The sequence below is a fragment of the Arthrobacter sp. SlRoot2-15 genome (assembly GCF_059739345.1).
Window position 1 is genome coordinate 2,853,403 of the sequence record NZ_AP046058.1, and the last position, 25,243, is coordinate 2,878,645.

The following is a 25,243-nucleotide window of genomic DNA, read 5'->3' on the forward strand; positions in this document are numbered from 1 at the left end:
GGCGCATACCGCGGGAGCCCGCGCGGGCCGTCACACGGCCGCCGGGCTGAGAGGGCGTCAGAGCCGACCGCTTGACCTGATCCGGCTAGTACCGGCGTAGGGAAGGAAACCTATGGACGCACCAGTCCCGCCATCGGCCGCCCCGGCGGACCCCTCAGCACACCGGTACGACGTCGCCGTGATCGGCGGCGGGGTGGTCGGCCACGGGATCGCCTGGGAGGCGCGGCGCTCGGGCCGTTCCGTGGCCCTGATCGATGACGCCCCCGGCAGCGGGGCCAGCTGGGCTGCCGCCGGCATGCTGGCCCCCGTCAGCGAACTCCACTACCAGGAGGAAGCGCTCCTGGCGCTCATGCTGGAGGCCGCCCGGCTGTGGCCGGGCTTCGCCGCCGGCCTGGACGGTGCCCTGGACGGCGGTACCGGGTCCGGCCCGGAAGGGGCGGGCGGCACGGGGTATCTCACGACGCCGACCCTCGCCGTCGGCGCGGATGCGGCGGACCGCCGGGCACTCGCGGACCTGCGGGCCGTGCAGCAGGCCTGCGGCCTCGCCGTGGAGCCGCTGACCGTGCGTGAGGCACGGGCCCGCGAGCCGCTGCTCAGCCCCGGCATCTCCTGCGCCCTCGACATACCCGCCGACCACCAGGTGGACCCGCGCCGGCTGCTGGGCAGGATCGGAGCGCTGCTGCGCGCGGACGCCCGGTTCGCGGCCGTGCCCCGCCGCGCCGACGGGCTGCTCTGGGACGGAGGCCGCGTCTCCGGCGCCAGCCTCGAAGGCGGCGGCGAGATCCGCGCAGACGAGACCGTCGTGGCCAACGGCCTCGGGGCGGCGGACCTGCAGGGCCTGCCCGGGGGACTCGCCCTGCCGCTGCGCCCGGTCTACGGGGACATCCTCCGGCTCCGTGTGCCGCCACGGCTCCGGCCGCTGCTGCGCTCCACCGTGCGGGGACTGGTCCGGGGGGTGCCGGTGTACATCGTCCCGCGGGAGGACGGCACGGTCGTGATCGGAGCGACCCAGCGGGAGGATGCGCCCACGGAGTCCGAGGCGGTGTCCGCCGGCGGCGTCTACCAGCTGCTCCGCGACGCCCAGCAACTGCTCCCCGCCGTCGCCGAACTCGAACTGCTTGAGGCCACGGCACGGGCCCGGCCGGGAACGCCGGACAATGCCCCGCTCCTGGGGCGCGTTCGCCGCCCCGGCTCCGGCGGCGACGTCGAGGGGCTGATCATCGCCACCGGCTTCTTCCGGCACGGCGTCCTGCTGACCCCGGTGGCCGCCGCGGTCTGCCGGGAGCTGCTGGACGGCCCGCCGGACCCGCGCTGGGCCGGGTTCCGCCCGGACCGCTTCTCCGCCCGCCGGGAATCAGCACAGGACTTTTCACCGAACGACAGGACAACAGCATGAATATCAGGCTCAACGGGGCACAGCACACCCTCGCCGACGGCGCCACGGTCAGCGCCCTGGTCAGCGTCGTCACCGGCCGGCCGCTGGCCGCCGACGGCCAGGCCACGGACGGCCGGAAGCTCGGCGTCGCCGTCGCCCGCAACGCCGAGGTGGTACCGCGCAGCCGCTGGCACGCGACGGCGCTCGCCGAGGGCGACGACGTCGAGCTCGTCACGGCAGTCCAGGGAGGATGAACACCATGGGAGAAACAGCACCGACCGCAACGCGGCAGACACGCCGGGATCCGCTGACGATCGACGGGGTGGAACTGGGCTCGCGGCTGATCATGGGGACCGGCGGCGCGCCGAGCCTGGACGGCCTCGGCACCGCCCTGGTGGCCTCCGGAACCGAACTCACCACGGTGGCAATGCGCCGCTACTGGCCGGCCGAAACCGGTTCGCTGTTCCAGTTGCTGGCGGAGCGGAACATCCGGGTGCTGCCCAACACCGCCGGCTGCTTCACCGCCCGGGACGCCGTCCTCACGGCCGAGCTGGCCCGGGAAGCACTCGAGACGGACTGGGTGAAACTCGAGGTGATCGCCGACGAGCACACGCTGCTGCCAGACGCCGTGGAACTCGTGGAGGCCACCGAACAGCTGGTGGCCCGCGGGTTTAAGGTCTTCGCCTACACGAACGATGACCCGGTGCTCGCCCTCCGGCTCGAACACCTCGGCGCGACCGCCGTGATGCCCCTCGGCGCCCCGATCGGCACCGGCCTGGGCATCCTGAACCCGCACAACATCGAACTGATCGTCTCCCGGGCGTCGGTGCCGGTGGTGCTCGACGCCGGCATCGGCACCGCCTCCGACGCGGCGCTCGCGATGGAACTGGGCTGCGACGCCGTGCTCCTCGCCACCGCCGTGACCCGCGCCCAGGACCCGGCGATGATGGGGGAAGCCTTCAAACACGCCGTCATCGCCGGCAGGCTTGCCCGGAACGCCGGCCGGATCCCGCGCCGCGAGCATGCCCTCGCCTCGTCCGCCATGGAGGGCCGCGCCGAGTTCCTTTAGCGGTTCCGGTGCCGGAACACCGGCCGGAGTACCATTCCTGAAAAGAAATGTGGCGGCAGGTGTCCTCTTGGCGGCATCGTCCTCGTCGTACTGATGTATCGACCGACTAGAAGGAGCACTTGTGGACTACATGCTTTTTATCTGTACCGATCCCACCGCGCCGGAATATGTGGCCGCCGAGGACAACATCGAGGAATGGGCGGCCGAGGTGGAGGCCCGGGGCATCGCCCGGCACGGGGACCGCCTGCGTCCTGTCGAGGACGCCACCACGGTCAAGGTGCGCGCCGGCGAGCTGGTTGTCAGTGACGGTCCCTTTGCCGAGACCAAGGAATGGGTGGCGGGCTACGACATCATCGCCTGCGCCGATCTTGATGAGGCGATCGAGGTCGCATCCAAGCACCCGATGGCCCGATTCGGCAAGATCGAGATTCGGCCCGTGTGGCCGTTCGGATCCTAGCGGCCGGCCCGGAGCCGGCGATGACGGACGTCGGGGTCCCGTGAAGGCTGACGTGTTGGACGTGCGGACCGCGATCGAAGAGGCCTCCGCCGCGGAGACCGCGCGGATCAACGCCACCCTCATCCGCGTCACGGGCGACTGGAGCCTGGCGGAGGACTGCGTCCAGGACGCCTTCGCGCGCGCCCTGGTCGACTGGCCGGAGCGTGGAATCCCGGACAACACCGGGGCGTGGCTGACAACCGTCGCCAGGAACAGGGCGATCGACCGGATGCGGAGCGCAGCCAGCGAAAAGAGGGCGGTGCGGGAACTCGGGATCCTGGCTGAGCTCGAAGCTCTGGCCGACCCCGCCCCCGGCGATCCGGGGGACGGCGACGACCGGCTGCGCCTGATCCACACCTGCTGTCATCCGGCCCTCGCGCTGGAGGCGCGGGTGGCCCTGACCCTGCGCACCGTGGCCGGCCTGACCACGGGCGAGATCGCCCGCGGGTTCCTGGTCTCGGAGGCCACCATGGCAAAACGGCTGGTCCGTGCCCGCGCCAAAATCCGCGACGCCGGGATCCCCTACCGGGTGCCCCCGCCGGAGCTGATCGCCGAACGCACCGCAGGGATCCTGGCCGTCCTCTACCTCATGTTCAACGAAGGATATGCGGCCACCGGCGCCGAGACGCTGATCCGCGAACCCCTGGCCCGGGAAGCGATCCGGCTCAACCGGCTGCTGGTCGCGCTGCTGGCCGGATCCCCGCAGCAGCCCGAAGCCATGGGCCTGCTGGCGCTGATGTTGTTCCAGCATGGCCGCCGGCACGCACGCACGGACGCCGGCGGGGACCTGGTGACGCTGGAGGACCAGGACCGCGGACGGTGGGACCGGGCCGCAACGGCGGAGGCGGTGGACCTGCTGGACGCCGCCGACCGGATCGGCATTCAACGCGGCGCCCGGCCCGGCAGTTACCGGATCCAGGCCGCCATCGCCGCGTGCCACATGACCGCCAGCGACTTCGGCAGCACCGACTTCGCCCGCCTGGCGCAGCTGTACGACCGGCTCGCGCAGCTGGCGCCGTCACCGGTCGTGGAACTCAACCGCGCCGTCGCCGTCGCCATGTCCCAGGGGCCGGATGCGGGGCTGGAACTCATCGCCCGGCTGGAACGGACCCGGTCGCTGGAGGGGTACTACCTCCTGCCGGCCGCGAAGGCGGACCTCCTTCGCCGCCTCGGACGAATGCGGGAGGCCGGCCACGAATACCGGCGGGCCCGGGAACTGGCGCCGTCCGAGGCCGAGCGGCGCTACCTCAACAAACGCCTGGCGGAAACTCGCCCGGAAGAATCGGGAGTACTGTGATGCGCATGGAGATGCGTCTGGAAGTCGTTCAAGTGCCTGTTGCCGACGTCGATGCGGCCAAATCGTTCTACACCGAGAAGCTGGGTTTCGCGCTGGACCACGACGTGGAATACATTCCCGGCATGCGGGTGGTGCAGCTGACGCCGCCCGGGTCCGCCACCTCGATAGTCGTCGGCACGGGCATGACCAGCATGGCCCCCGGGAGTCTCGAGGGGCTGCAGTTGGTCGTCCCGGACATGGCGGCCACCCGTACCGAACTGCTGCGGCGCGGAGCCGAGATCAGTGAGGTCCAGGACATGGGCGGCATCGCCTTCGCCTATTTCAGCGACCCGGACGGAAACCGCTGGGTCATTCAGGAATCCACGTCCCCTGGGGCGAAGGAAGCCTTTCAGGGCTAGGGCAGAGGCAAGCTCTGCTCAAACATCCCTCGGGGCAGTAGGCGGGTGTTCGGCCACGCAGAAGAGGTTCCCCTCCAGATCAGCCAGGGTGGTCCACTGCACGTGCGGGAATTCGTCCAGGACGTCCCACCGGTAGGTGGCACCGAGGCCGAGGAGACGATCGACCTCCGACTGTCGTGACCCCCAAGGGACGGTCAGGTCCAGGTGGAACGTTTGGTGTTCGGGGCGGGGACCGGTCATCGGTTGGAAGAACATTGCGAACCCTCCGGGGCCGGCCGGTGGCAGGTAGACGCTGTCACCTCCGGGTGAAGGCGAGGCGCCGGTCACGGATGCCCAAAATTCGGCAAGCCCGGCTGGATCCTGGGCCTCCAGGTTTACCGCACCAAGGGTGATCTGAGGAGACGTCATGGCTGCCACGCTAGCAGGACGCAGGGGCGGGCATACTAGATCCCTGCATCCGGGCCGCAGGCCGAGCTTGGGTTCCACGTCTGTCACACCGCCCCCGCGGAAACCGCTTAATGCAGTGTGGCCACCCACCCGTGGGGGAGTGGCCACACTGCTGAGGGCTTTCGCGTTAGAGCCGCAGGATGGCGGACATCCGCGCCGTATCCTGCCGGGTGCGGGACCGGCCAAGATAGATCACGGCGCCGATGGCCGCGGCAGTGCCCAGTAGCAGGGGCAGAACCCACGGGATCCAGGTCAGGCCCGGCAGGTAGCCAAAGCCGGCCGCCATAAAGATGATCCAGCTCAGCATCCCCACACCGAGGGCAATCCCGGCGGGCACACTGATGCCGTACTTGGCGTGCCGCTTATCATTGGCCCAGACCACGAACCCCGCGGCCACGGCCACCATGGCGACCACAATCAGGGACAGCATTCAGGCTCCTTTGTGAAGTGCTTTGTGAACTGCGGGGCGGGGGTGCGGATCCGGTGAGCGGTGCCTAGAGGGCGCCGAAACCGACGCGGCGGACTTCCTCGGCGCCGATTTCGACGTAGCCCAGGACGTTCGCCGGGATGATGATCTGACGGCCCTTCTCATCGGTCAGCCGAAGTTCGGTGCCCTTGGAAATGGCCTCGCCCACAAGCTTCGCCACCGCGTCCGCGTCCTGGTTCGATTCCAGGGCAATTTCGCGGCCGATGTTCTGAATGCCGATCTTTACTTCCACAGCAAGGCCTCCCAGCCAATCAAAGTGTTCAGTGTCTTCTCTACAATTTTTCTCTACGAGGTGTTCTCTATTTGTACTCTAGGACTCTTTGGGGAAGCGGGAGATTCCGCGCCAAGCTAAACGGTAGATCAGGTCGCTGGCCACATCGAGGTCCAGGTTCCCGTCGGTTTCCAGCCAGTACCGGGCGCTGACCTGCGCCATTCCGGCCAGGCCGCGGCCCAGGAGTTGGGCTTCCAGGAGCGGCAGCTTGGTGTCCTCGGCGATGACCTTCGCGATGGCGTCGGCGAACGTCTTGTTGAACGTTTCCAGCCGCGCACTCACGTCGACGTCGTTGACCAGGTCCGATTCGAAGACCAGTCGGTGGGCCTGGTCGTCGTTCGCGATGAAGCGGTAGTAGGCGCGCATCACGGCCTGGACGCGTTCGTCGTTGTCCGTGGTGGAATTCAGGGCCCCCAGCATAAGCTCGGTGAGGGCGGACAGGTGCCTGTCCAGCAGCGCCAGGTAGAGGTCGCGCTTGGACGGAAAGTGCTGGTACAGCACCGGTTTGCTCACGTGCGCCGTTTCGGCGATCTCGTCCATGGCCGCGCCGTGGTAACCGTTGGCCACAAAGACCTCCTGCGCGGCGGCGAGCAGCTGGGCGCGCCGTTCATCGCGCGGGAGCCGCGCCGAACGCTGCGTCCCGCTGCGCGTCGGGCCGGCCGGCGACTTTCCGGTATGTCCCCGCTCAACCGGTGCCTGATGAACCACTGTCGGCCTACTTTCCCTCGCTGTTAGCTCCACTTTACGCGGGGGTAATATGACCTGGCGGCAACTTCGGGCATAGATTGAAGTATGGCTTCCAAGTTGACCGCAAACGGCACCCCCGCAACACCGGCACCGGCGCCCGGACCGCTGGTCGAACCGGCGGACGGCCTCACGGCCGAGGAGGTGGAGCGCTACTCCCGCCACCTGATCATTCCCGAGATCGGCTCCCTAGGGCAGCGCCGCCTGAAGAACGCCAAGGTCCTCGTGATCGGCGCCGGCGGCCTCGGCTCGCCCGCCCTGCTCTACCTGGCCGCCGCCGGGGTGGGAACCCTGGGCATCATCGACGACGACGACGTGGACCTGAGCAACCTCCAGCGCCAGGTAATCCACGGCGTGGCCGACGTCGGCCGGCCCAAGACCGAGTCCGCCCGCGACGCCATCGCCGCGCTGAACCCCCTGGTGGAGGTCCGGCTGCACCACGTCCGGCTCGACGCCGCCAACGCCCTGGAGCTCTTCGCCGGCTACGACCTGATCGTTGACGGGGCCGACAACTTCGCCACCCGCTACCTCGTCAACGACGCGGCCGCGATCCTCGGCAAGCCCTACGTGTGGGGTTCGATCTTCCGCTTCGACGGGCAGGTCAGTGTGTTTTGGGAGCAGCACGGCCCGACGTACCGGGACCTGTATCCGGAGGCGCCGCCCGCGGGGTCCGTCCCCTCATGCGGGGAAGGCGGGGTGTTCGGCATGCTGTGCGCCGCCGTCGGGTCCCTCATGGTGACCGAGGCGGTCAAGCTCATCACCGGCGTCGGGCGTTCCCTGCTGGGGCGGGTGGCGCTGTTCGACGCGCTCGGCGGCAGCTGGCGCGAGATCAAGGTCTCCCGGGACCCCGAGGCTCCGCGCGTCACCGAACTCACCGACTACGAGGCGTTCTGCGGGATCACGCCAACCGCCGACGCCGGGACCGAGCACACCGTCACCGCCACGCAGCTCGCCACCATGCTCGCCTCGCGCAAGGCCGGACTGAAGGACTTCCAGCTTGTGGACGTCCGCGAAAGCGGTGAATTCGAGATTGTCAGCATCGAAGGCGCCACGCTGATCCCGCAGGGGAGGATCCTGGCCGGCGACGCATGGGCCGAGCTTCCGCAGGACACCGACATTGTGTTCCACTGCAAGGGCGGCACCCGCTCCGCCGCCGTGCTGGCCGCTGCCCGTGCGGCCGGCTACGAACGGGTCAGCCACCTCGAGGGCGGCATCCTCGCCTGGGTGCGCGACGTCGAGCCAAGCAAACCGGTCTACTGAGAGGCACTGCGATGAGCGAGCATAACGGCCTGACCCCGCAGCACAAGATCGGCTCGGGTTTTGGCCCGCGGTCGACGGCGGCGGAGGTGGTCGCGAGGCTGGACCTGGCGGGGAAGACCGCCGTAGTCACGGGCGGCTACTCCGGGCTCGGCCTGGAGACCGTGCGGGCGCTGGCCTCTGCCGGGGCCCGCGTGATGGTGCCGGCACGGCGACCCGAGCACGCCCGGAGGGTCCTGGACGATGCCGGGCTGGACGGTGTCGGCGTCGCCGGGCTGGACCTCGCCGAGCTGTCCGGCGTGCGGGAGTTCGCGGAAGGCTTCCTCGCCTCCGGCTTCCTCGGCGAGGCCGGCAGCCTGGACATCCTGATCAACAATGCCGCCATCATGGCCAGCCCGGAGCGGCGCGTCGGCCCGGGCTGGGAATCCCAGTTCGCCACGAACCACTTGGGCCACTTCGCGCTCACCAACCTGCTGTGGCCTGCACTGGCCGCGGGGGAGGGAGCCCGTGTGGTGGCCCTGTCCTCCACCGGCCACAAGCTCTCGCCGATCCGCTTCGAGGACATCAATTTCGACTCCGGCTATGACAAATGGAAGGCGTACGGGCAGGCGAAGACGGCGAATGCGCTGTTCGCGGTGCAGTTGGACGCCCTCGGGAAGGGCTCGGGGGTCCGGGCCTTTGCCGTTCACCCGGGCGGCATCATGACCGAGCTGCAGCGCCACCTGCCCCGGGAGGAGATGATCGCCTCGGGCTGGATGGACGCGGACGGCAACCTCAACGAGCGGTTCAAGACACCGGCCCAGGGCGCCGCGACCTCCGTCTGGGCCGCCACCTCGCCGCGGCTGGCGGGCATGGGCGGGGTCTATTGCGAGGACTGCGACATTGCCGAACCGACGGAGCCGGGAACCCCGGAGGCGCGGATCAGGGGAGTGGACGCCCACGCCGTGGACCGCGCCGACGCCGAGCGCCTCTGGAGACTGTCCGCCGAACTGACGGGGATCAACGCCTTCGCCGGGCGGTAGGCCTGGTGCCGGACCGGGCCACGGCGTGGGCCCGGGGGCTTAGGCCGTTTCCCGGCCGCTCTCGACGGCGGGTAGCGCGCTGTGGTCGACCGGGCACTGCGCCTCGGATTCGGCCGCGCGGCGGGCCGCCGGCTGTTCGACCGTGATGCCGTAGACGGCCTCGAGGCCGGCCACGTAGTCGTCCTGCTGGCCATTCGCAGCGAGTTCTCGGGCGCGGACGGTGGGTACGTGCAGCAGCTGCTTGACCATCCGGCGCAGCGCGAACTCGACTTCCTCGGCCGCCGCCGTGCAGCCGTGGCGGGCGCGCACCTTTTCCATCTCAGCGTCGAGCACGTCCATGGTGTGACGGCGCAGGGCGACGATCGCAGAATCGACCGAGCGCGCCTCGCGTTCCTGCTCAAAAGCCGTCGCGGCGCCGTCGACGATGCCGCTGGCCTGGTTCAGGGACTCCGCCTGTTCCTGCGGGGCGGCCAGCCGGACGGATTCGAGCGTCAGCAGCTCGACGCCGTCGAGCTCGGCGACGGCCGGGTCGAAATCGTGGGTGAGGGCCAGGTCGATCGCGATCAGCGGCTGCGGCGACGCGGACCGGATCCGGGCCAGTTCGGCGGCTTCGACCCGGTTGTCGGAGCCGCTGCAGCCGATCATCACATCGGCGGCCGCGACGGCGTCCGGCAGGGAGTCGCTGTCCAGGGCGGTGCCGCCGCGGGTGGCGACGAAGCCGGCGGCGCGGCCGGAGGAGGAGAAGACGGAGATGTCGGTGCAGCCGCGTTCGCGCAGCAGCGACATGGTGGCGCCGGCGTAGGCGCCGGTGCCGAAGACGACGGCCTTCTTGCTGGACCAGTCGGGGTTTTCCGAGAGGTCGGTCGCGAGGTCCAGGGCGACGGAGACGATGGACAGCCCGCGCGAGCCGAGCGCGGTCTGCGCGCCGACGTCCTTGGCGGTTTTCGAGGCGGCCTGGAAGAGCCGCACCAGGCCGGAGCTGGCGGTGCCCTCGTGCTGTGCGGTGATCAGGGCGCGGCGGACCTGGCCGGCGATTTCGCGTTCGCCGACGACGGCGGAGTCCAGGCCGGAGCTGACCGCAAACAGGTGCCGGGTGACGTCCGGGCCGGTGCGCGTATTAAAGGAACGGGAGACGATCTGCTCGTTCAGCCCGCTGGCGCCGCTGATCTGGGACACCAGGGCGGCGCGGGCCGCCTCGACGTCGTCCGGGTGCGGGGCTTCGCCGTAGATCTCGAAGCGGTTGCAGGTGGCAAGGACAACGGCACCCGCCACGGCCGGCGATCCGGCGAGGGCGGATGTGGCCAGCCCCGAAGCGCCGGTGCTCAATTGAGCAACGGTCTCGAGGTCGATGTCGGCGTGTGTAGCCACCAATGAGAAAAGAACCACAGCAGGACAATCATAGCTTTTTCGCGTCCGTGTAGAACAACTACCGGGCGTGGGACTGCGCACCCCGGGCTGTGATTCCCGCCACGACGAGGCCGGCAGGGCCGCAGCTGACAGGTTGTCGTTATCTTTTGAGACTGATTTTCGGCACAATCAAAGGCATGACTCCTAGCGCGGCGGCAATGAACGGCACGGCAACCAACGGCACGGCAAACGACGGCACGGCACACAACAGTCTCGACGCCGGCCACCCCCTGATGGACGGCCGCACCGCCGACTCGCCGCTGATTACGGCCTACCGTGGCGGCAAGCCCTCCCGGCGCCCCGTCTGGTTCATGCGCCAGGCCGGCCGCTCGCTGCCGGAATACCTCAAGGTCCGTGAGGGCGTGGCCATGCTGGACTCCTGCCTGCGCCCCGAACTCGCCTCGGAGATCACCCTCCAGCCCGTGCGCCGGCACGACGTCGACGCCGCCATTTTCTTCTCCGACATCGTCATCCCGCTCAAGCTGGCCGGCGTCGGCGTGGACATCGTCCCCGGCGTCGGTCCGGTGCTGGAGAAGCCGGTGCGCACCGCCGCGGACGTCGCCGCCCTGCCGCAGCTGACCTGGGAGGCCCTGGAGCCGATCCGCGAAGCCGTGCGGCTGACCGTGGCCGAACTCGGAAGCACCCCGCTGATCGGGTTCGCCGGCGCGCCGTTTACCCTGGCCGCGTACATGGTCGAGGGCAAGCCCTCCCGCGACCACCTCGGCCCGCGCACCATGATGCACGCCGATCCCGAGACCTGGACCGCGCTGGCCAACTGGGCCGCTGACGCCTCCGGCCTGTTCCTGCGCGCGCAGCTCGAGGCCGGTGCCTCCGCGGGGCAACTCTTTGACTCCTGGGCCGGCTCCCTCGGGCTCGCCGACTACAAGCGCTTCGTGGCACCGGCATCTGCCCGCGCCCTGGACCACGTCCGGCACCTCGGTGCCCCGCTGATCCACTTCGGCACCGGCACCTCCGAACTGCTCGTCGCCATGCGCGACGTCGGCGTCGACGTCGTCGGCGTGGACTACCGGCTGCCGCTGGACGAGGCCAACCGCCGGCTCGGCGGCACCGTGCCGCTGCAGGGCAACATCGACCCGGCCCTGCTCTCCGCGCCGTGGGAGATCCTCGAAGCCCACGTCCGTGAGGTCATTGCCGCCGGCGCCTCGGCCCCGGGCCATGTCCTGAACCTCGGCCACGGTGTGCCCCCGGAAACTGACGCGGCGGTCCTGACCCGCGTGGTGGAACTGATCCACTCCATCTCCCCGGAGTAAACCCCATGGACACCGACCCTGACGCCGCCACTGGACGGTCCGCCGCCGCTGGCCTAGCCGCTTCCGCGCCCACGGCCGTGGTCGTGGGCGGCGGCATCTCCGGTCTGCTCGCCGCGAGGGAGCTGGCCCGTGCGGGCGTCCGGACCACGGTGCTTGAAGCCTCCGGAGAGTGGGGCGGCTGCGTCGGCAGCCACGTCGTGGCCGGCCTGACCCTGGACAGCGGCGCGGAATCCTTCGCCACCCGCTCGGCGGCGGTGGCCACCCTGGCCGGGGAACTCGGCCTCGGCGCGCAGATCGTCCAGCCGAACCCCGGCGGCGCCTGGGTCCAGCTGCCCGAAGGCCCCCGGGAACTGCCGAAGACCGGGGTCCTTGGCATCCCGGCCAACCCCTGGGACCCCGAGGTCCGGCGCTCCCTCGGCCTGATCGGCTCGCTCCGCGCCTCGTTCGACGCCCTGCTGCCGGCATCCGTGGGGACGGCCGCAGCCGCCACCAGCGTCGCCGACCTGGTCCGGGCCCGGATGGGCAGGCGGGTGCTGGAGCGGCTCGTCGCGCCGGTGGTCGGCGGCGTGCACTCGGCCGACCCGGCCCTGCTGGATGTGGACATGGTGGCGCCCGGCCTGCGCGCCGGCCTCCGCACCCACGGCTCCCTCGCCGCCGCCGTGGCCGCACAACGGCGTGGCCCCGCCGGCCCGGCTGCCCAACAGGGCGCCGGTCAGCCTGGCCCACAGAAAGCGGGCTCCGCTGTCGCCGGCCTCCGCGGCGGCATGCACACCCTTATTACCGCCCTCCTCGCCGAACTGCGCGGCCTCGGCGCCACCCTGCTCAGCGGGACCCGCGCCGACGCGGTGGAGCGCATCCCGGGCGGCTGGCGCGTCACCGCCGGAGGAGACCGGTTCGACGCCGGGCGGCTGGTGGTCGCGGTGGAAGGCCCGGCCGCCGTCGGGCTGCTCGCCGGCACCATCCCCGCCCTGGCCGGCCTCCGCCCCGACGCCGGTCCCGACGTGCGGCTGGTGACCCTGGTCCTGGACCGTCCCGCCCTCGACGCCGCGCCCCGCGGCACCGGCGTGCTCGTGGCCCCGCAGAGCCCCGGCGTCCGCGCCAAGGCACTCACCCACGCGACCGCGAAATGGGCCTGGCTGTCCGAGCGCACGCAGCCCGGCAGGCACGTGCTCCGCCTGTCCTACGGCCGCGGCGAACACCTCCCGGAAAACGGCGCCGTTACCGCGACCGGGCCCGGGCGCGACGAGGACTTGTTCGAGGCAGCCCTGGAGGACGCCTCCGCGCTGCTGGGCGTCCCGCTGTCGCAGACCGACGTCGTCGGCTGGGACGTGGTGCGGTGGTCCGGCGCCCTGCCGTTTGCCGCGCTGGGCCACAAGGGGCGCGTCGACGAGGTCCGGAAGCTCTGCGCGGCGGAGGGAAACCTCGCCGTCGTCGGCGGCTGGCTGTCCGGAAACGGGCTCGCCGCGATCGTCGCCGACACGCCCAAGCAAGTGGAGTCCCTGCTTCCCTAGAGCGTGTGCCTGGGCCCGGGCTGCGGGTCCCTTTCGGTGCCTGCTAGCCGGAGAGGGGCCGTTTCGGCAAATTTTCCCCCCAGGCGTTCAGCGGCTAGGCTCGATGACCATGGTTATGCACAGGTCCGAAGTTCCAGAAACGCCGGCCGGTCACCATGGGGGACTTCGACGCGGCACAGCGGTGGCGGCGCTCGGAGCGGTACTGGCTCTCACTGCAGGGGTTCCTGCCACCCAGGCGGCCTCGCCGACGCCCAGCCCGAACGCGCCGACGGCCTCGATTTCCGTCGGCATCGACGACGTGATCGGCGGCCTGCTGGGATCCCCGTCCCCGTCTCCCACGCCGTCGCCGTCCTCCGGCAGCACCGCCCCGACCCGCAGCACACCTCCGTCGACGACCACCGCGCCTGCTCCGTCGCAGACGCCGGAGCAGCGGGCTTCAGCCGCGCCCGCCGGGCCCGGGACGCTCGCCCCGCAGCCGGTCCCGGCAGCGCCGCAGCCGGCAGGCCAGGCGCCCGCCCCGGCGGCCCCTGCCGCGGAGGCCCCTGCCGCGGAGGCCCCCGCCGCGGACGCCCCGGACACGGCGGCCGGCACACCGTCGGCCACCCCCAGCGGCACCCCCCAGTCCGCCACCACGGTCTCCGCCGCCAAGGCAGCCGCGCCGGCGGCGACCGCATCCTCCGGTGACAAGATGCAGGCCGCCTCCGCCGTCGAACCGTCCGGGCCCTCCGCCCTGGTGGGATGGGGCATCTGCCTGGTGGCCGTCTCCCTGGGCGCCGGCGCCGTGGCCCTGCGGATGCGCCGGATCTAGGCCGGCCGCCGCCGGGCCTTCGCGCTGCCGTCTAGGCCCGCCGGACGACGCGCGTTGTGAAATTGAGCACTTCTACGCCCTGTAGAAGTGCTCTATTTCGACTTAGCTCGGGGGAGGGGGCAGACTGGTATCCATGAGCCACACTTCTGCCGAATCTGTCACTAAAACCGGAACAGCAGCCGAGGACTCCACCGAGCAGTTCTTCACGCTCTGGACAGTCTTCAAGCGCTCCGCCGACGTCCTGCGCAGCGGCGACGCCGCCGAGGACTTCGAAGCCCTCCTGGGGCGGCTGGCCGGGGACGGCGTCGTCCACCGCGGCAGCTACGACGTCTCCGCGATGCGGGCGGACGCAGACATCATGATCTGGCTGCACGGGCCCAAGGCCGAGGCACTGCAGCGGGCGGTGCGCGACATCCGCCGCAGCAAGCTCTTCACCGGCACCGAGATCGCCTGGTCCGCCATGGGCGTGCACCGCGAGGCGGAATTCGCCAAGAACCACACCCCGGCCTTCTCTCGCGGCGTGGAACCGGCCGAGTGGCTCTGCGTCTACCCGTTTGTGCGCTCCTACGAGTGGTACCTGCTCCCGGACGCCGAGCGCGGCGCGATGCTCCGCGACCACGGCCTGCTCGGCCGCGACTTCCCGCAGGTCATCTCCAACACCGTTTCCTCCTTCGCGCTCGGCGACTGGGAATGGATCCTGGGCCTCGAAGCCCCGGAACTCGTGGACCTCGTGGACCTGATGCGCCACCTGCGCGCCACCGAGGCCCGCCACCACGTCCGGGAAGAAATCCCCTTCTACACCGGCCGCCGGGTCAGCGCCGTCGAAATCGCCGAGGTGCTCGCGTGAGCCCGCTCGATCCGCAGGAAGCAGCCCTCACCGCCGTGAATCCCGTCACCGAGGCCGGCCGGATGGCACCCAAGGACTACGACGCCGTACTGCTCGCCTCCTTCGGCGGCCCCGAGGGCCAGGAAGACGTCATCCCGTTCCTGCGCAACGTCACCCGCGGCCGCGGCATCCCGGACGAACGGCTCGAAGAGGTCTCGCACCACTACCGCGCCAACGGCGGCATCAGCCCCATCAACGCCCAGAACCGCCGGCTCAAGGCGGCCATGGAAGCCGAACTCGCCGCCCGCGGCATCGCCCTGCCGGTCTTCTGGGGCAACCGCAACTGGGACCCCTACATTCCGCAGACCCTTCAGGAGATCTACGACGCCGGGCACCGCAAGGTCTTGATGATCACCACCAGCGCCTACTCCTGCTACTCCAGCTGCCGGCAGTACCGCGAGGACATCGGCATGGCGCTGGCCGAAACCGGGCTGGACGGCAAACTCGAAGTGGACAAGGTCCGCCAGTACTTCGACCACCCGGGCTTCGTGGAGCCGTTCGTTGAGGGCACCGCCGCCGGCCTCGCCGACGTCCGCGCCCAGTTGGCCGCCGCCGGAATCCCGGACGCCCCGGTCCACATCCTGTTCGCCACCCACTCGATCCCCACCCGCGACGCCGAGGCGGCCGGCCGCTCCGAGGCCGAGCCGCGCCAGTTCGAGGAAGACTCCGCGTACGTGGCCCAGCACCTCGCGACCGGCACCGAGGTCATCCGCCGGGTCGAAGCCGAGTCCGGCGACACCGCCCCGTGGTCCCTCGTGTACCAGTCCCGCTCCGGCGCCCCGCACGTGCCGTGGCTGGAACCTGACATCAACGATGCCATCGAGGAACTCGCCGGCCAGGGCGTCAAGGGCGTCGTGATTGTGCCGCTGGGCTTCGTCAGCGACCACATGGAAGTGGTCTGGGACCTCGACACCGAGGCCCTCGAAACCTGCGGAAAGCTCGGTGTGGCGGCAACCCGCGTGCCCACGCCCGGGACGCACCGGAAGTTCGTCGCCGGCATCGTGGACCTGATCAGCGAACGGACCGCCGCCAATAACATCGCCGACCGGCCGCACCTGACCAAACTCGGACCCTGGTACGACGTCTGCCGGCCCGGCTGCTGCGCCAATTTCCGCGGCGAGAAGCCCACCATCGCCGGCGCGGACACCAGCGTCGGCACGGGCCACGACCCCTACCCGGCGCCCTCCGGCACCACCGCTCCGGCCGGCCAGGCCGCGCCGTGACCGTCCGGATCGGCACCCGGGCCAGCAAACTTGCCCTGACCCAGACCCAGCAGACCGCGGACCAGCTGGCCGCCGTCGGCGGGTTCCCCGTTGACCTCGTGCACATCCGCACCGACGGCGACGTCCTGACTGGCTCGCTGTCGCAGATGGGCGGCACCGGCGTGTTCGTGGCCGCGCTGCGTGATGCCCTGCTGCAGGACGCATGCGACGTCGCGGTCCACTCGCTCAAGGACCTGCCCACCGGTCCTGCCCTGGGCCTGACGCTCGCTGCGACGCCGAAGCGCGTCGACGTCCGCGACGTGCTCTGCGCCCGCGACGGGCTTACCCTCGCCGGACTGCCCGCCGGGGCCACCGTGGGAACGGGATCCCCGCGGCGTGCAGCGCAGCTGCGGGCCGCCCGGCCCGACCTTGACATCCGTGACATCCGCGGAAACGTGGACACCCGGCTGGGTCGGGTGCCCGGCCTGCCGGGCAACAGCACCGAAGCCGTGGTGGAGGGCAAGTCCTGTGACCTCGACGCCGTTGTCCTCGCCGCCGCCGGACTGCACCGGATCGGCCGCCTCGACGCCGTCAGCGAATACCTCGAGACGAACGTGATGCTCCCCGCCGCCGGGCAGGGGTCCCTCGCAATCGAATGCCGCACCGGCGACGCCCCCCGCAAGGCAGGGTCCACCGAGGGCTCGCAGGGCGTGCTCGCCCAGGCCCTGGCTGCCCTGGATGATCCGGACACCCGGCTGGCCGTCACAGCCGAACGGGCGCTCCTGGCCCGGCTGGAGGCTGGCTGCGCCGCCCCGGTGGGCGCCTTTGCCTTCCGCAAGGGCAGCATGCTGCACCTCGAGGCCGTGGTCTGCGCCGTGGACGGCACCGCAACGGTCCGCGACAAGAAGGCCACCGACGGGCTGTCGGAAGTCGGCGCCACCCTGCTGGGCATCGAGCTGGCCGAGGCGCTGCTGGCCGCCGGCGCCGCCGACATCGCCGACCTGGCCGCTTCCTGAGCCGAACGGATTCTTCTCTGATGGGACGCCGTAGCGCCAACGTCCGGCCGGACGGGAACGCCGGGCCCAGGGTGCTCGAAGGGGCCCGGGTCTTGGTCACCCGCAGCCCGGACCGGGCCGGCGCGCTGGTGTCCGCGCTGCGCGGCACCGGCGCCGAGCCGCTACTGCTGCCCCTCATCGACTTTGAAGCCGCGTCCGACCAGCATTCCCTGGACGTGGCCTTCGACGCGCTCGGCGCCGGCGCCTACTCCTGGCTCGTGGTCAGCAGCGTCACCACGGTCCAGGTCCTCGAGGCGAAGGCCGCCGAACGCGGCGCGGCGCTCAGCGCCTGGCTGCCGGGGAACCTGCAGGTGGCTGCCGTCGGACCGGCCACCCGCAGCATCCTCGAAGCCCTCGACATCGCCGTGGACCTCGCGCCCGCCGGGCAGCAGTCCGGAGCAGGGCTGCTCGCCATCTGGCCCCGGCACCAGGGCAGCGTGCTGCTGCCCCAGGCCGACATCGCCGACCCGCGGCTCCGCCGCGGATTGGAGGCACGCGGCGCCTCGGTCCAGATTGTCACCGCGTACCGCACCGTCGACTACCCGGCCGACCCGCGTCGCGGCCTGTCGGCGACCGGCGCGCCCGGGGAGCCGGAGCACACCGCCGAAGTCCTGACCCCGGCCGAGGCGAAAGCCGCCCTCGACGCCGGTACCCTGCACGCCGTCGTCGCCGCCTCACCGAGCGCCGCCCGCCGGGTCCATGCCGGGCTCGCGCCGCTGGGCGAGTGCCGCCTCGTCGCGATCGGGCGGTCAACCGCCGCCGAGGCCCGCACCCTGGGCCTGCCGGTTGCCACCGTCGCCGAACAACCCACCGTCTCCGGCCTCGTCGCCGCCGTCATCGCCGCCCTGGACCCGGGACACCCGGCCCCGGACCCCCAAGCCCACTCTCCCGTCCAACCGCCGACCGTGAAGGACCAGCCATGAGCTTCCCAACCCACCGCCCCCGCCGGCTCCGCACCACCCCCGCGATGCGCCGGCTGACGGCCGAACACCGCCTCTCCGCCGCCGAACTCATCCTCCCCGCCTTCATCCGCGAAGGACTCACCGAGCCGAACCCGATCGCCTCGATGCCGGGCGTGCAGCAACACACCACCGACTCGCTCAAACGCGCCGCCGCCGAGGCCGTGCAGCTGGGCGTCGGCGGCATTATGCTCTTCGGTGTCCCCGCCGAACGGGACGCCCGCGGCACCGCCTCCCTGGACCCCGACGGCGTACTGAACAAGGCCATCCGGGACGTCAGGGCCGAGGTCGGCGACGAGCTTGTCATCATGAGCGATGTCTGCCTCGACGAGTTCACCGACCACGGCCACTGCGGCGTCCTGGACGCGCACGGCTACGTGGACAACGATGCGACGCTCGAGATCTACGGGCAGATGGCCGTGGCCCAGGCCGAGGCCGGTGCGCATGTGCTCGGGCCCTCCGGCATGATGGACGGCCAGGTCGCCGTGATCCGGCAGGCGCTGGAGCAGGCAGGACACGCCAACACCGCCGTCGTGGCCTACGCCGCCAAGTACGCGTCCGCGTTCTACGGCCCGTTCCGGGAGGCCGTCGACTCGCAGCTCACCGGGGACCGGCGCACCTACCAGATGGACGCCGCCAACCGCCGCGAAGCGATCCTCGAGGTGGAACTGGACCTCGAGGAAGGCGCCGACATGGTGATGGTGAAACCCGCCATGAGCTACCTTGACATCCTCGCCGACGTCGCCGCGATGAGCACGGTGCCGGTGGCCGCCTACCAGATTTCCGGCGAGTACTCGATGATCGAGGCCGCCGCCGCGAACGGCTGGATCGACCGGAAGGCCGCCATCACCGAATCCGTGCTCGGCATCAAACGGGCCGGCGCCAACATGGTCCTGACCTACTGGGCAAGCGAACTCGCCGGCTGGCTGAAGGAGTCCCGGTGAGCGCCCCGGCACTGCCGGACCCGGCGTCCGGCGCCAACCCCACCGCCCCCGTCGGGCCGGAGACGATCCTGCTCGGACTGAACACCTTCGGCGACGTCGGCGTGTTCCCAGACGGGCACCCCGTCCCGCACGCGCAGGTGCTGCGGCAGCTCCTGGAGCAGGCCGAGCTCGCCGACCAGATAGGGCTCCACGCCTTCGGGGTGGGGGAGCACCACCGCCGCGACTTCGCGGTCTCCGCACCCGAGGTTTTCCTCGCCGCGGCGGCCGCCCGCACCAAGCACATCCGGCTCGGCTCCGCCGTGACCGTGCTCAGCTCCGATGACCCGATCCGGGTATTCCAGCGTTTCGCCACGGTCGACGCCATCTCCAACGGCCGGGCCGAGGTCATGCTGGGCCGCGGCTCGTTCGTCGAGTCCTTCCCGCTGTTCGGACTGGACCTGGCCGACTACGAGGTCCTGTTCGAGGAAAAGCTCGAGCTCTTCGACAAGGCCCGCGCGCAGAAACCGATCAAATGGGAGGGCCGCACGCGCCGCCCCATCAACGGGCTCAGCGTCTACCCGCCGCTGGAGCACCACCTGCTCCCGGCCTGGATCGGCGTCGGCGGCACCCCCGAGTCGGTGCTGCGCTGCGCCGAATACGGCTACCCCATCATCTTCGCCATCATCGGCGGTCAGCCCCGCTCCTTCGGCCCGCTGGCGGACCTCTACCGGGAGGCCATGGCCAAATACGGCCACCCGATGCAGCAGATCGCCACGCATTCGCCCGGGCACGTCGCCGCCACCGACGAGGAAGCCCGGGAGGAGTTCTTCCCGCACTGGCTGGCCCAGCGCAACCAGATCGGCGCCGAGCGCGGCTGGGGCCCGGGCAACCGCGCCGAATTCGACTACCTGTGCACCCCCGAGGGCGCGCTCTACGTCGGCTCGCCGGAGACGGTCGCCGCCAAGATCGCCCTGCTCAAGCAGAACCTTGGCGTGGACCGCTTTGACCTCAAGTACAGCAACGGCACGCTCCCGCACGCCGCCATGATGCGCTCCATCGAGCTGTTCGGCACCGAGGTGGCACCGCGGGTGGCCGCCCTGCTGGCCGGCGCGGAGCCGGCACCGGACAAGCCCTGAAAGAATAGGAACCATGACTTCCAGCCACCCTCGCAATGAGGAACTTTTCGACCGCGCCCGCCGGCTGATGCCCGGCGGCGTCAACTCGCCGGTCCGGGCCTTCGGCTCGGTGGGCGGCACCCCGCGCTTTATGGTCTCCGCCAAGGGCCCGTACCTGACCGACGCCGACGGCGCCGAGTACGTCGACCTGGTCTGCTCGTGGGGCCCGGCCCTGCTGGGGCACGCCCACCCGGCCGTCCTCGCGGCGGTCCACGCCGCCGTCGACCGCGGGCTCTCCTTCGGCGCCTCGACCCCGGATGAGGCCAACCTCGCCGCGATCGTCCAGGAACGCGTCCCGGCCGCCGAGCGCGTCCGGATGGTCTCCACCGGCACCGAGGCCACCATGACCGCCATCCGGCTGGCCCGCGGCTACACCGGGCGCAACCTGGTGATCAAGTTCGCCGGCTGCTACCACGGCCACCTCGACGGCCTCCTCGCCGCCGCCGGCTCCGGCCTCGCGACCCTCGCGCTGCCCGGCTCGGCCGGAGTCACCGCCGCCACGGCCGCCGAGACCCTCGTGCTGCCCTACAACGACCTGGCCGCCGTCGAAGCCGCCTTCGCCAAGCACGGCGAGAGCATCGCCGCAGTCATCACCGAGGCCGCACCCGCCAACATGGGCGTGGTCACCCCGGGCGAGGGCTTCAATGCGGGCCTGGCCCGGATCACCCGCGAGCACGGCGCCCTGCTGATCCTCGACGAGGTCCTCACCGGCTTCCGCACTGGCTACTCGGGCTACTGGGGTCTCACCGGCGGGGCGGCCGATGCCGCCGAGCCCTGGGCCCCGGACCTGTTGACCTTCGGCAAGGTGATCGGCGGAGGCATGCCGACGGCGGCCCTCGGCGGCCGCGCCGACGTGATGGACTACCTCGCCCCGGTTGGCCCGGTCTACCAGGCCGGCACCCTCTCCGGGAACCCGGTGGCGATGGCCGCCGGCGTCGCGACCCTGACCCACGCCACGCCCGAGGTCTACTCGTTCGTCGATGCCCGGTCGCTGGAACTCTCCGGTGCCCTGTCCTCGGCCCTGGACGCGGCCGGCGTGGACCACTCGATCCAGCGCGCCGGGAACCTGTTCTCCGTGGCCTTCGGCACCTCGGCCCGCGGCGTCCACAACTACGACGACGCCCAGGCCCAGGAAGTCTTCCGCTACGCCCCGTTCTTCCACTCGATGCTGGATTCCGGGGTTTACCTGCCGCCGTCGGTGTTCGAGGCCTGGTTCCTCTCCGCCGCCCACGACGACGCCGCGATGAACCGGATCTTCGACGCCCTGCCGGCCGCGGCAAAAGCCGCAGCGGCCGCGACGGCCTAGGCACACCGGCGGCCGCTGCTCCGTGGGCGCCGGCGTCGTCGTCGTTAAACACTTTCGGCACCCGCCGCAGCGGGTGCCGAAAGTTGTTTAAGGCGGGGCCTATTTAATCCAGGCCTAGAAGGCCGGGGTCACGTCGCCGTTGGGCCATTCCTTCGCGATGAAGGCCTTGACCTCGGGGGAGTGCAGCAGTTCGTCGAGCTTCTTGATCCGGACGTCGTCCTTGGAATCTTCACGCCAGGCCAGGAAGTTGGCGTAGGGGTTGTTGTCCACCGACTCGACGGCCAGGGCGTTCTTGGTGCTCAGCCCGGCCTTGAGGATGAAGTTGCCGTTGATCAGGGCCAGGTCCACGGAGGGGTCCTTGAGGTCGTTGATCAGCAGTTCCGGCTGGTTCTCGGAGAACTTCAGCTTCTTGGGGTTCTGTGCGTCGCTGAGCGTCAGCACCGAGGTGTCGTCCTTGATGTCCTTGACCAGGCCGGCGACCTGGAGGACCTTGAGGGCGCGGACCTGGTTGGACGGGTCGTTCGTGATGGCGACCTTGGCACCGTCCTTGATGTCCTTGATGTTCTTGACCTTCTCGGAGAACGCGGCGTAGGGCTCGATGTGCACGCCCGCGCCGTGGCCGAACTTGTAGCCCTTGGTCTTGACCTGGTCCTCGAACCACGGCAGGTGCTGGTAGAAGTTGGCGTCCAGGGAGCCGTCGCTCAGCGCGGTGTTCGGCGTCTGGTAATCCTCGATCTCCTTGATTTCCAGCTTGAGGCCGGCCTTGGGGGCGAGCTCCTGGTTGATGAATTCAAGGATCTTGGCATGCGGGACCGGGCTGGCGCCGACCTTGAGCGTCGCCGGCTTGGCCGGGTCCAGGGTCGTGACCTGGGCGCTGGGGGTGGACGAACCACCGCAAGCCGTCAGCGCCAGGGCAGTGACAATGCCTGTGGCCAGGAGGGTGAGTGACTTACGCATTCGATGCGTTCCTTTCGAAAAAGGCGGAGAGCACGACGGCGGGGCCGTGGTCCGCGCAGATGCAGAGGGCGGCTACCCGCTGCAAGACTGGGATGGTTGTTCCTGGGTCAGCGGTGGTCGAGGCTGCGGGAAATCCGCTCGCCCACGAGTTGGATGACCTGGACGAGGACGACGATCAGGACGATGGTGACGATCATGACCGTGACGTCGAAGCGCTGGAAGCCGTAGTTGTAGGCCAGCTTGCCGAGGCCGCCGCCGCCGACGAGGCCGGCCATCGCGGAGTAGCCGACGAGGGTCACCACCGTGGTGGTGGTGGCCGCAACGAGGGCTGGCAGGGATTCGCGCAGCATCACCTTGTTGATGACCTGCATGGTGGTCGACCCCATCACCTGGGCGGCGTCGATCTTGCCGTGGTGCACATCGCGCAGGCAGGATTCCACCAGCCGGGCGAAGAAGGGGATCGTGCCGATGGAGAGGGAAACCGAGGCCGCGATCGGACCGAGGCTCGTCCCGGTAAGGGCCCGGGCCAGCGGGATCAGGGCCACCATCAGGATGGCGAACGGGATGGAGCGGGTGATGTTGACGATCACGTCGCTGAGGATCCGGTTGGTAACGGGCATCGGACGCAGGCCGCCGGGGGCGGTGACGTGCAGGAACACGCCCAGCGGCAGGCCAATCAGGACGGTGAAGAACGCGGAGATGCCGACCATCTGGAGGGTCTCCACGATCGCGTCGGGCAGGGCCTTGGCCAGAACGGGGTTGCCGAAAATGTCGTTCATTAGTTGGCTCCTTCTTCCGCCGGAGCAGCATCGGCGGCCACGCGCTTGGCGCTGATGCCGCGCTCGTGCAGGTAGCGCAGGACGGCGTCGACGTCGGCGCCTTCGGCGAGCTGGACACGGAGGTGGCCGAACTGCTGGCCGCCGAGTGTCTCGACGCTGCCGGCGAGGACGTTGAAGTCCATGTTGAAGTGCCGTGCGACGCCGGTCAGCACGGGTTCCTTGGCGCTGTCGCCGGAGAAGAGGATTTCCAGCACCGGCCCGCGCTGCAGCGCCCCGTGCAGGGGTTCCGAGGGCGGCAGCGGCAGCAGGGCGCGGGCGAGCCTGCTGTCCAACTCACCGGCAACGTCCTGCAGCGCTCCGTGTTCGATAATGCGGCCGCGGGAGAGCAGCGAGACGGAGTCACAGACACGCTTCACGACGTTCATTTCGTGGGTGATGATCAGCACCGTGAGCTGCAGCCGCCGGGTGAGGTCACGGATCAGGTCCAGGATCTCTTCGGTGGTGGCGGGATCCAGGGCCGAGGTGGGCTCGTCGCAGAGCAGTACCTCGGGGTCCGAGGCGAGGGCGCGGGCAATGCCGACGCGCTGGCGCTGGCCGCCGGAGAGCTGGGACGGGTAGGCGTTCTCGAAGCCCTCGAGCCCCACCAGCCTGAGCAGCTCGGCCACCCGGGCCCGGATCTTGTCCTTCGGGGTCTTGACGAGTTCGAGCGGGTGCGCCACGTTGCCGGCCGCGGTCCGGGAGTCCATCAGGTTCGCATGCTGGAAGACCATCCCGATGCGCCGCCGCGCAGCACGGATCTCCGAGTCCCGCACGGAACTGAGTTCGGTGCCGTCGATGCTGACGGACCCGGAGGTGGGGCGGTCCAGCAGGGTCAGGCAGCGCACCAGCGTCGACTTGCCGGCGCCGGAGTGGCCGATGATCCCGTGGATCGAACCCTTCGGCACGGCCAGCGTGACGCCGTCGAGCGCCACCACTTCCTTCTTGCCCTGCCGGTAGACCTTGCGAAGGTCGGTAACTGTGATCATTTATCCCTTGGCGGTTGGTTCTGGGCGCGACATAACACACGCCCTCTTCTGAACTAAATTATGTCAGCGGCGCCAAAGGGCATCCACTTACGCATCACGTTCGTCACAAAGGGAAATGGGGTGAAGATAATTCTGTGTATGGGCCCGGCGGGCGGGATTGGGGCCGGGTGCGGTTCCGGCCGCGGAATCCCGCACGGCATGACCGGACGGCAGTCCCGGGCGAACACGCTGTGATCTCCGTCCCAGCGGGTTGCCGGGAAAGCGGGCGCTGAGCTAGAAGTCGCCCCGGCTGGCGTCCTCGGGCGGCAGGACCGGCCAGTCGCCCTCGATCACGGCGGCAGGCTTGGTCTTGCGCAGGTAGCTTTGGAAATCAGCGGCCTGCGCGGAGGCCCACTCGACCTGCAACTGGTGGAGATGGCTGGCCGGCATCCGCAGCTTGGGGAATTTTCCTGCCATCGCGTCGAGCACCCGCAGGGTCGCCAGCGCGTCCGCCGCGGACGTGTGGGCATTGTCGAGGCCGACGCCGTACTCCTCGCAGAGCGCGGTCAGCGTCCGCTTGCCCTTCCGGTACCGGTCCACCTGCTTGTTCATGATGTACGGGTCCAGGACCGGAAAGCGGCTCAGCTGGGGGACACCGTAGCGGGCCGACTCGGCGGCCAGCACAGTGAAGTCGTAGCTGGCGTTGAAGGCAATGACCGGCACCCCGGCGTCGAACAGCTCCTGCAGGACCGCCGCCAGCTCCCGGGTCACCTCTTCGGCAGGCCGGCCCTCGCGGCGGGCCTGCTCGGTGGTGACGCCGTGGATATCGCTGGCCTCGGCGGGGATCTCCACCCCGGGGTCGGCCAGCCACTCGTGTTCCTTGATGACCGAGCCGTCGGCGTCCACCACGGTCACCGAGGCGGTCACGATCCTCGCAGAGCGCGAGTTCCGGCCGGTTGTTTCGAGGTCGAATGCTGCGCGGGGAAGGGTGTGCCAGGTGCTCATGCTTCAACGCTACCTGCTGCCGCCGACAGTTTTGCGCTGCCCCGCAGAGCCCCGGGATAACCGGCAATACCCGGCAACATCGGGCAACGCCGGCGGCACCCGGCGGCGCCCGGACGCCCGCCGGCAACGGTA

Annotated in this window: 27 protein-coding genes and 1 riboswitch; of the genes, 18 read left to right on the forward strand and 9 right to left on the reverse strand. The window is 70.3% G+C overall.

What is annotated here, in order from left to right:
* Positions 1-121, forward strand: a riboswitch (TPP riboswitch).
* The 6 genes from thiO to AC6I9V_RS13230 all read left to right on the forward strand — a co-directional run bounded on the left by thiO (position 113) and on the right by AC6I9V_RS13230 (position 4,635).
* Positions 113-1,396 carry a glycine oxidase ThiO gene (gene thiO, locus AC6I9V_RS13205; RefSeq protein ID WP_497899752.1) on the forward strand — a complete coding sequence of 428 codons (1,284 nt, stop codon included), beginning with the start codon at positions 113-115 and terminating at the stop codon, positions 1,394-1,396. It overlaps the preceding riboswitch by 9 nt.
* On the forward strand, positions 1,393-1,629 hold the full coding sequence (gene thiS, locus AC6I9V_RS13210) for a sulfur carrier protein ThiS (protein WP_349411977.1): 237 nt from the start codon (positions 1,393-1,395) through the stop codon (positions 1,627-1,629). Before thiO ends, thiS begins: the two co-directional genes overlap by 4 nt.
* 5 nt (positions 1,630-1,634) lie before the next feature.
* Entirely contained in the window at positions 1,635-2,444 is an 810-nt protein-coding gene (locus AC6I9V_RS13215; protein ID WP_349411979.1) for a thiazole synthase, read from the forward strand.
* 130 nt (positions 2,445-2,574) lie between these two features.
* The gene (locus AC6I9V_RS13220; protein ID WP_349412201.1) at positions 2,575-2,901 is read left to right on the forward strand and encodes a YciI family protein; all 327 of its coding nucleotides are present in this window, start codon (positions 2,575-2,577) and stop codon (positions 2,899-2,901) included.
* Positions 2,902-2,953: 52 nt separating this feature from the next.
* On the forward strand, positions 2,954-4,237 hold the full coding sequence (locus tag AC6I9V_RS13225; RefSeq protein ID WP_497899753.1) for an RNA polymerase sigma factor: 1,284 nt from the start codon (positions 2,954-2,956) through the stop codon (positions 4,235-4,237).
* 5 nt (positions 4,238-4,242) lie between these two features.
* Positions 4,243-4,635 (forward strand): VOC family protein, encoded by a 393-nt coding sequence (locus tag AC6I9V_RS13230; protein ID WP_497899754.1) that lies wholly within the window; start codon positions 4,243-4,245, stop codon positions 4,633-4,635.
* Between the two features lie 18 nt (positions 4,636-4,653).
* Here AC6I9V_RS13230 and AC6I9V_RS13235 read toward each other — a convergent pair whose 3' ends face one another.
* From AC6I9V_RS13235 to AC6I9V_RS13250, 4 genes are all read right to left on the reverse strand, one after another.
* Positions 4,654-5,043 carry a VOC family protein gene (locus AC6I9V_RS13235; protein WP_349411984.1) on the reverse strand — a complete coding sequence of 130 codons (390 nt, stop codon included), beginning with the start codon at positions 5,041-5,043 and terminating at the stop codon, positions 4,654-4,656.
* 166 nt (positions 5,044-5,209) lie between these two features.
* The gene (locus AC6I9V_RS13240; RefSeq protein WP_497899755.1) at positions 5,210-5,512 is read right to left on the reverse strand and encodes a hypothetical protein; all 303 of its coding nucleotides are present in this window, start codon (positions 5,510-5,512) and stop codon (positions 5,210-5,212) included.
* A 64-nt stretch (positions 5,513-5,576) separates the two neighbouring features.
* Complete coding sequence (locus AC6I9V_RS13245; RefSeq protein WP_349411987.1) at positions 5,577-5,801, reverse strand: DUF3107 domain-containing protein; 225 nt, start codon at positions 5,799-5,801, stop codon at positions 5,577-5,579.
* A 78-nt stretch (positions 5,802-5,879) separates the two neighbouring features.
* Positions 5,880-6,548, reverse strand: a complete 669-nt coding sequence (locus tag AC6I9V_RS13250; RefSeq protein ID WP_497899756.1) for a TetR/AcrR family transcriptional regulator — start codon at positions 6,546-6,548, stop codon at positions 5,880-5,882.
* 84 nt (positions 6,549-6,632) lie between these two features.
* Between AC6I9V_RS13250 and moeB the strand changes: the two genes are divergently transcribed.
* On the forward strand, positions 6,633-7,844 hold the full coding sequence (gene moeB / locus AC6I9V_RS13255) for a molybdopterin-synthase adenylyltransferase MoeB (RefSeq protein ID WP_497899757.1): 1,212 nt from the start codon (positions 6,633-6,635) through the stop codon (positions 7,842-7,844).
* A gap of 11 nt (positions 7,845-7,855) precedes the next feature.
* Positions 7,856-8,863, forward strand: a complete 1,008-nt coding sequence (locus tag AC6I9V_RS13260) for an SDR family NAD(P)-dependent oxidoreductase (protein ID WP_497899758.1) — start codon at positions 7,856-7,858, stop codon at positions 8,861-8,863.
* A 39-nt stretch (positions 8,864-8,902) separates the two neighbouring features.
* Here the strand turns inward: AC6I9V_RS13260 and AC6I9V_RS13265 are convergent, their stop codons facing one another.
* Positions 8,903-10,249 carry a glutamyl-tRNA reductase gene (locus tag AC6I9V_RS13265; protein WP_349411992.1) on the reverse strand — a complete coding sequence of 449 codons (1,347 nt, stop codon included), beginning with the start codon at positions 10,247-10,249 and terminating at the stop codon, positions 8,903-8,905.
* A 158-nt stretch (positions 10,250-10,407) separates the two neighbouring features.
* On the opposite strand from AC6I9V_RS13265, the gene hemE reads away from it, so the two are divergent.
* The 10 genes from hemE (at position 10,408) to hemL (ending at position 21,366) form a co-directional block, all read left to right on the forward strand.
* Positions 10,408-11,541 (forward strand): uroporphyrinogen decarboxylase, encoded by a 1,134-nt coding sequence (gene hemE / locus AC6I9V_RS13270; RefSeq protein WP_497899759.1) that lies wholly within the window; start codon positions 10,408-10,410, stop codon positions 11,539-11,541.
* A gap of 5 nt (positions 11,542-11,546) precedes the next feature.
* The gene (gene hemG, locus AC6I9V_RS13275; protein ID WP_497899760.1) at positions 11,547-13,052 is read left to right on the forward strand and encodes a protoporphyrinogen oxidase; all 1,506 of its coding nucleotides are present in this window, start codon (positions 11,547-11,549) and stop codon (positions 13,050-13,052) included.
* Positions 13,053-13,233: 181 nt separating this feature from the next.
* Positions 13,234-13,860: a hypothetical protein gene (locus AC6I9V_RS13280; protein ID WP_497899761.1), complete on the forward strand. Its 627-nt coding sequence runs from the start codon at positions 13,234-13,236 to the stop codon at positions 13,858-13,860.
* Positions 13,861-13,993: 133 nt separating this feature from the next.
* The gene (gene hemQ, locus AC6I9V_RS13285; protein WP_349411997.1) at positions 13,994-14,707 is read left to right on the forward strand and encodes a hydrogen peroxide-dependent heme synthase; all 714 of its coding nucleotides are present in this window, start codon (positions 13,994-13,996) and stop codon (positions 14,705-14,707) included.
* The gene (locus AC6I9V_RS13290) at positions 14,704-15,969 is read left to right on the forward strand and encodes a ferrochelatase (RefSeq protein ID WP_497899762.1); all 1,266 of its coding nucleotides are present in this window, start codon (positions 14,704-14,706) and stop codon (positions 15,967-15,969) included. The genes hemQ and AC6I9V_RS13290 overlap by 4 nt, the downstream gene beginning before the upstream one ends.
* Positions 15,966-16,964 carry a hydroxymethylbilane synthase gene (gene hemC, locus AC6I9V_RS13295; RefSeq protein ID WP_497899763.1) on the forward strand — a complete coding sequence of 333 codons (999 nt, stop codon included), beginning with the start codon at positions 15,966-15,968 and terminating at the stop codon, positions 16,962-16,964. The genes AC6I9V_RS13290 and hemC overlap by 4 nt, the downstream gene beginning before the upstream one ends.
* Positions 16,965-16,984: 20 nt before the next feature.
* Positions 16,985-17,926 (forward strand): uroporphyrinogen-III synthase, encoded by a 942-nt coding sequence (locus tag AC6I9V_RS13300; protein WP_349412002.1) that lies wholly within the window; start codon positions 16,985-16,987, stop codon positions 17,924-17,926.
* Positions 17,923-18,906 (forward strand): porphobilinogen synthase, encoded by a 984-nt coding sequence (hemB, locus tag AC6I9V_RS13305; RefSeq protein ID WP_497899764.1) that lies wholly within the window; start codon positions 17,923-17,925, stop codon positions 18,904-18,906. Before AC6I9V_RS13300 ends, hemB begins: the two co-directional genes overlap by 4 nt.
* Positions 18,903-20,021 carry an LLM class flavin-dependent oxidoreductase gene (locus AC6I9V_RS13310; RefSeq protein ID WP_497899765.1) on the forward strand — a complete coding sequence of 373 codons (1,119 nt, stop codon included), beginning with the start codon at positions 18,903-18,905 and terminating at the stop codon, positions 20,019-20,021. The genes hemB and AC6I9V_RS13310 overlap by 4 nt, the downstream gene beginning before the upstream one ends.
* A 13-nt stretch (positions 20,022-20,034) precedes the next feature.
* On the forward strand, positions 20,035-21,366 hold the full coding sequence (gene hemL / locus AC6I9V_RS13315) for a glutamate-1-semialdehyde 2,1-aminomutase (RefSeq protein ID WP_497899766.1): 1,332 nt from the start codon (positions 20,035-20,037) through the stop codon (positions 21,364-21,366).
* A 114-nt stretch (positions 21,367-21,480) separates the two neighbouring features.
* On the opposite strand, the gene AC6I9V_RS13320 is transcribed toward hemL, so the two are convergent.
* The 4 genes from AC6I9V_RS13320 to AC6I9V_RS13335 form a co-directional block, all read right to left on the reverse strand.
* On the reverse strand, positions 21,481-22,323 hold the full coding sequence (locus tag AC6I9V_RS13320; RefSeq protein WP_349412008.1) for a MetQ/NlpA family ABC transporter substrate-binding protein: 843 nt from the start codon (positions 22,321-22,323) through the stop codon (positions 21,481-21,483).
* Between the two features lie 107 nt (positions 22,324-22,430).
* Positions 22,431-23,102 (reverse strand): methionine ABC transporter permease, encoded by a 672-nt coding sequence (locus tag AC6I9V_RS13325; protein ID WP_349412010.1) that lies wholly within the window; start codon positions 23,100-23,102, stop codon positions 22,431-22,433.
* A complete protein-coding gene (locus AC6I9V_RS13330) occupies positions 23,102-24,127 on the reverse strand; it encodes a methionine ABC transporter ATP-binding protein (RefSeq protein WP_497899767.1) in 1,026 nt (341 codons plus the stop codon). Before AC6I9V_RS13330 ends, AC6I9V_RS13325 begins: the two co-directional genes overlap by 1 nt.
* Positions 24,128-24,400: 273 nt before the next feature.
* A complete protein-coding gene (locus AC6I9V_RS13335; RefSeq protein WP_497899768.1) occupies positions 24,401-25,111 on the reverse strand; it encodes a 3'-5' exonuclease in 711 nt (236 codons plus the stop codon).
* Positions 25,112-25,243 lie beyond the last annotated feature (132 nt).

Coding starts and splice junctions, on each gene's coding strand:
- AC6I9V_RS13260 (WP_497899758.1), top strand. CDS start 7,856: ATGAGCGAGCATAACGGCCTGACCCCGCAGCACAAGATCGGCTCGGGT.
- AC6I9V_RS13325 (WP_349412010.1), bottom strand. CDS start 23,102: ATGAACGACATTTTCGGCAACCCCGTTCTGGCCAAGGCCCTGCCCGAC.
- AC6I9V_RS13335 (WP_497899768.1), bottom strand. CDS start 25,111: ATGAGCACCTGGCACACCCTTCCCCGCGCAGCATTCGACCTCGAAACA.
- hemG (WP_497899760.1), top strand. CDS start 11,547: ATGGACACCGACCCTGACGCCGCCACTGGACGGTCCGCCGCCGCTGGC.
- AC6I9V_RS13215 (WP_349411979.1), top strand. CDS start 1,635: ATGGGAGAAACAGCACCGACCGCAACGCGGCAGACACGCCGGGATCCG.
- hemB (WP_497899764.1), top strand. CDS start 17,923: ATGAGCTTCCCAACCCACCGCCCCCGCCGGCTCCGCACCACCCCCGCG.
- thiO (WP_497899752.1), top strand. CDS start 113: ATGGACGCACCAGTCCCGCCATCGGCCGCCCCGGCGGACCCCTCAGCA.
- AC6I9V_RS13230 (WP_497899754.1), top strand. CDS start 4,243: ATGGAGATGCGTCTGGAAGTCGTTCAAGTGCCTGTTGCCGACGTCGAT.
- hemL (WP_497899766.1), top strand. CDS start 20,035: ATGACTTCCAGCCACCCTCGCAATGAGGAACTTTTCGACCGCGCCCGC.
- AC6I9V_RS13300 (WP_349412002.1), top strand. CDS start 16,985: ATGGGACGCCGTAGCGCCAACGTCCGGCCGGACGGGAACGCCGGGCCC.
- thiS (WP_349411977.1), top strand. CDS start 1,393: ATGAATATCAGGCTCAACGGGGCACAGCACACCCTCGCCGACGGCGCC.
- AC6I9V_RS13320 (WP_349412008.1), bottom strand. CDS start 22,323: ATGCGTAAGTCACTCACCCTCCTGGCCACAGGCATTGTCACTGCCCTG.
- AC6I9V_RS13235 (WP_349411984.1), bottom strand. CDS start 5,043: ATGACGTCTCCTCAGATCACCCTTGGTGCGGTAAACCTGGAGGCCCAG.
- AC6I9V_RS13240 (WP_497899755.1), bottom strand. CDS start 5,512: ATGCTGTCCCTGATTGTGGTCGCCATGGTGGCCGTGGCCGCGGGGTTC.
- AC6I9V_RS13330 (WP_497899767.1), bottom strand. CDS start 24,127: ATGATCACAGTTACCGACCTTCGCAAGGTCTACCGGCAGGGCAAGAAG.
- hemQ (WP_349411997.1), top strand. CDS start 13,994: ATGAGCCACACTTCTGCCGAATCTGTCACTAAAACCGGAACAGCAGCC.
- AC6I9V_RS13220 (WP_349412201.1), top strand. CDS start 2,575: ATGCTTTTTATCTGTACCGATCCCACCGCGCCGGAATATGTGGCCGCC.
- moeB (WP_497899757.1), top strand. CDS start 6,633: ATGGCTTCCAAGTTGACCGCAAACGGCACCCCCGCAACACCGGCACCG.
- hemE (WP_497899759.1), top strand. CDS start 10,408: ATGACTCCTAGCGCGGCGGCAATGAACGGCACGGCAACCAACGGCACG.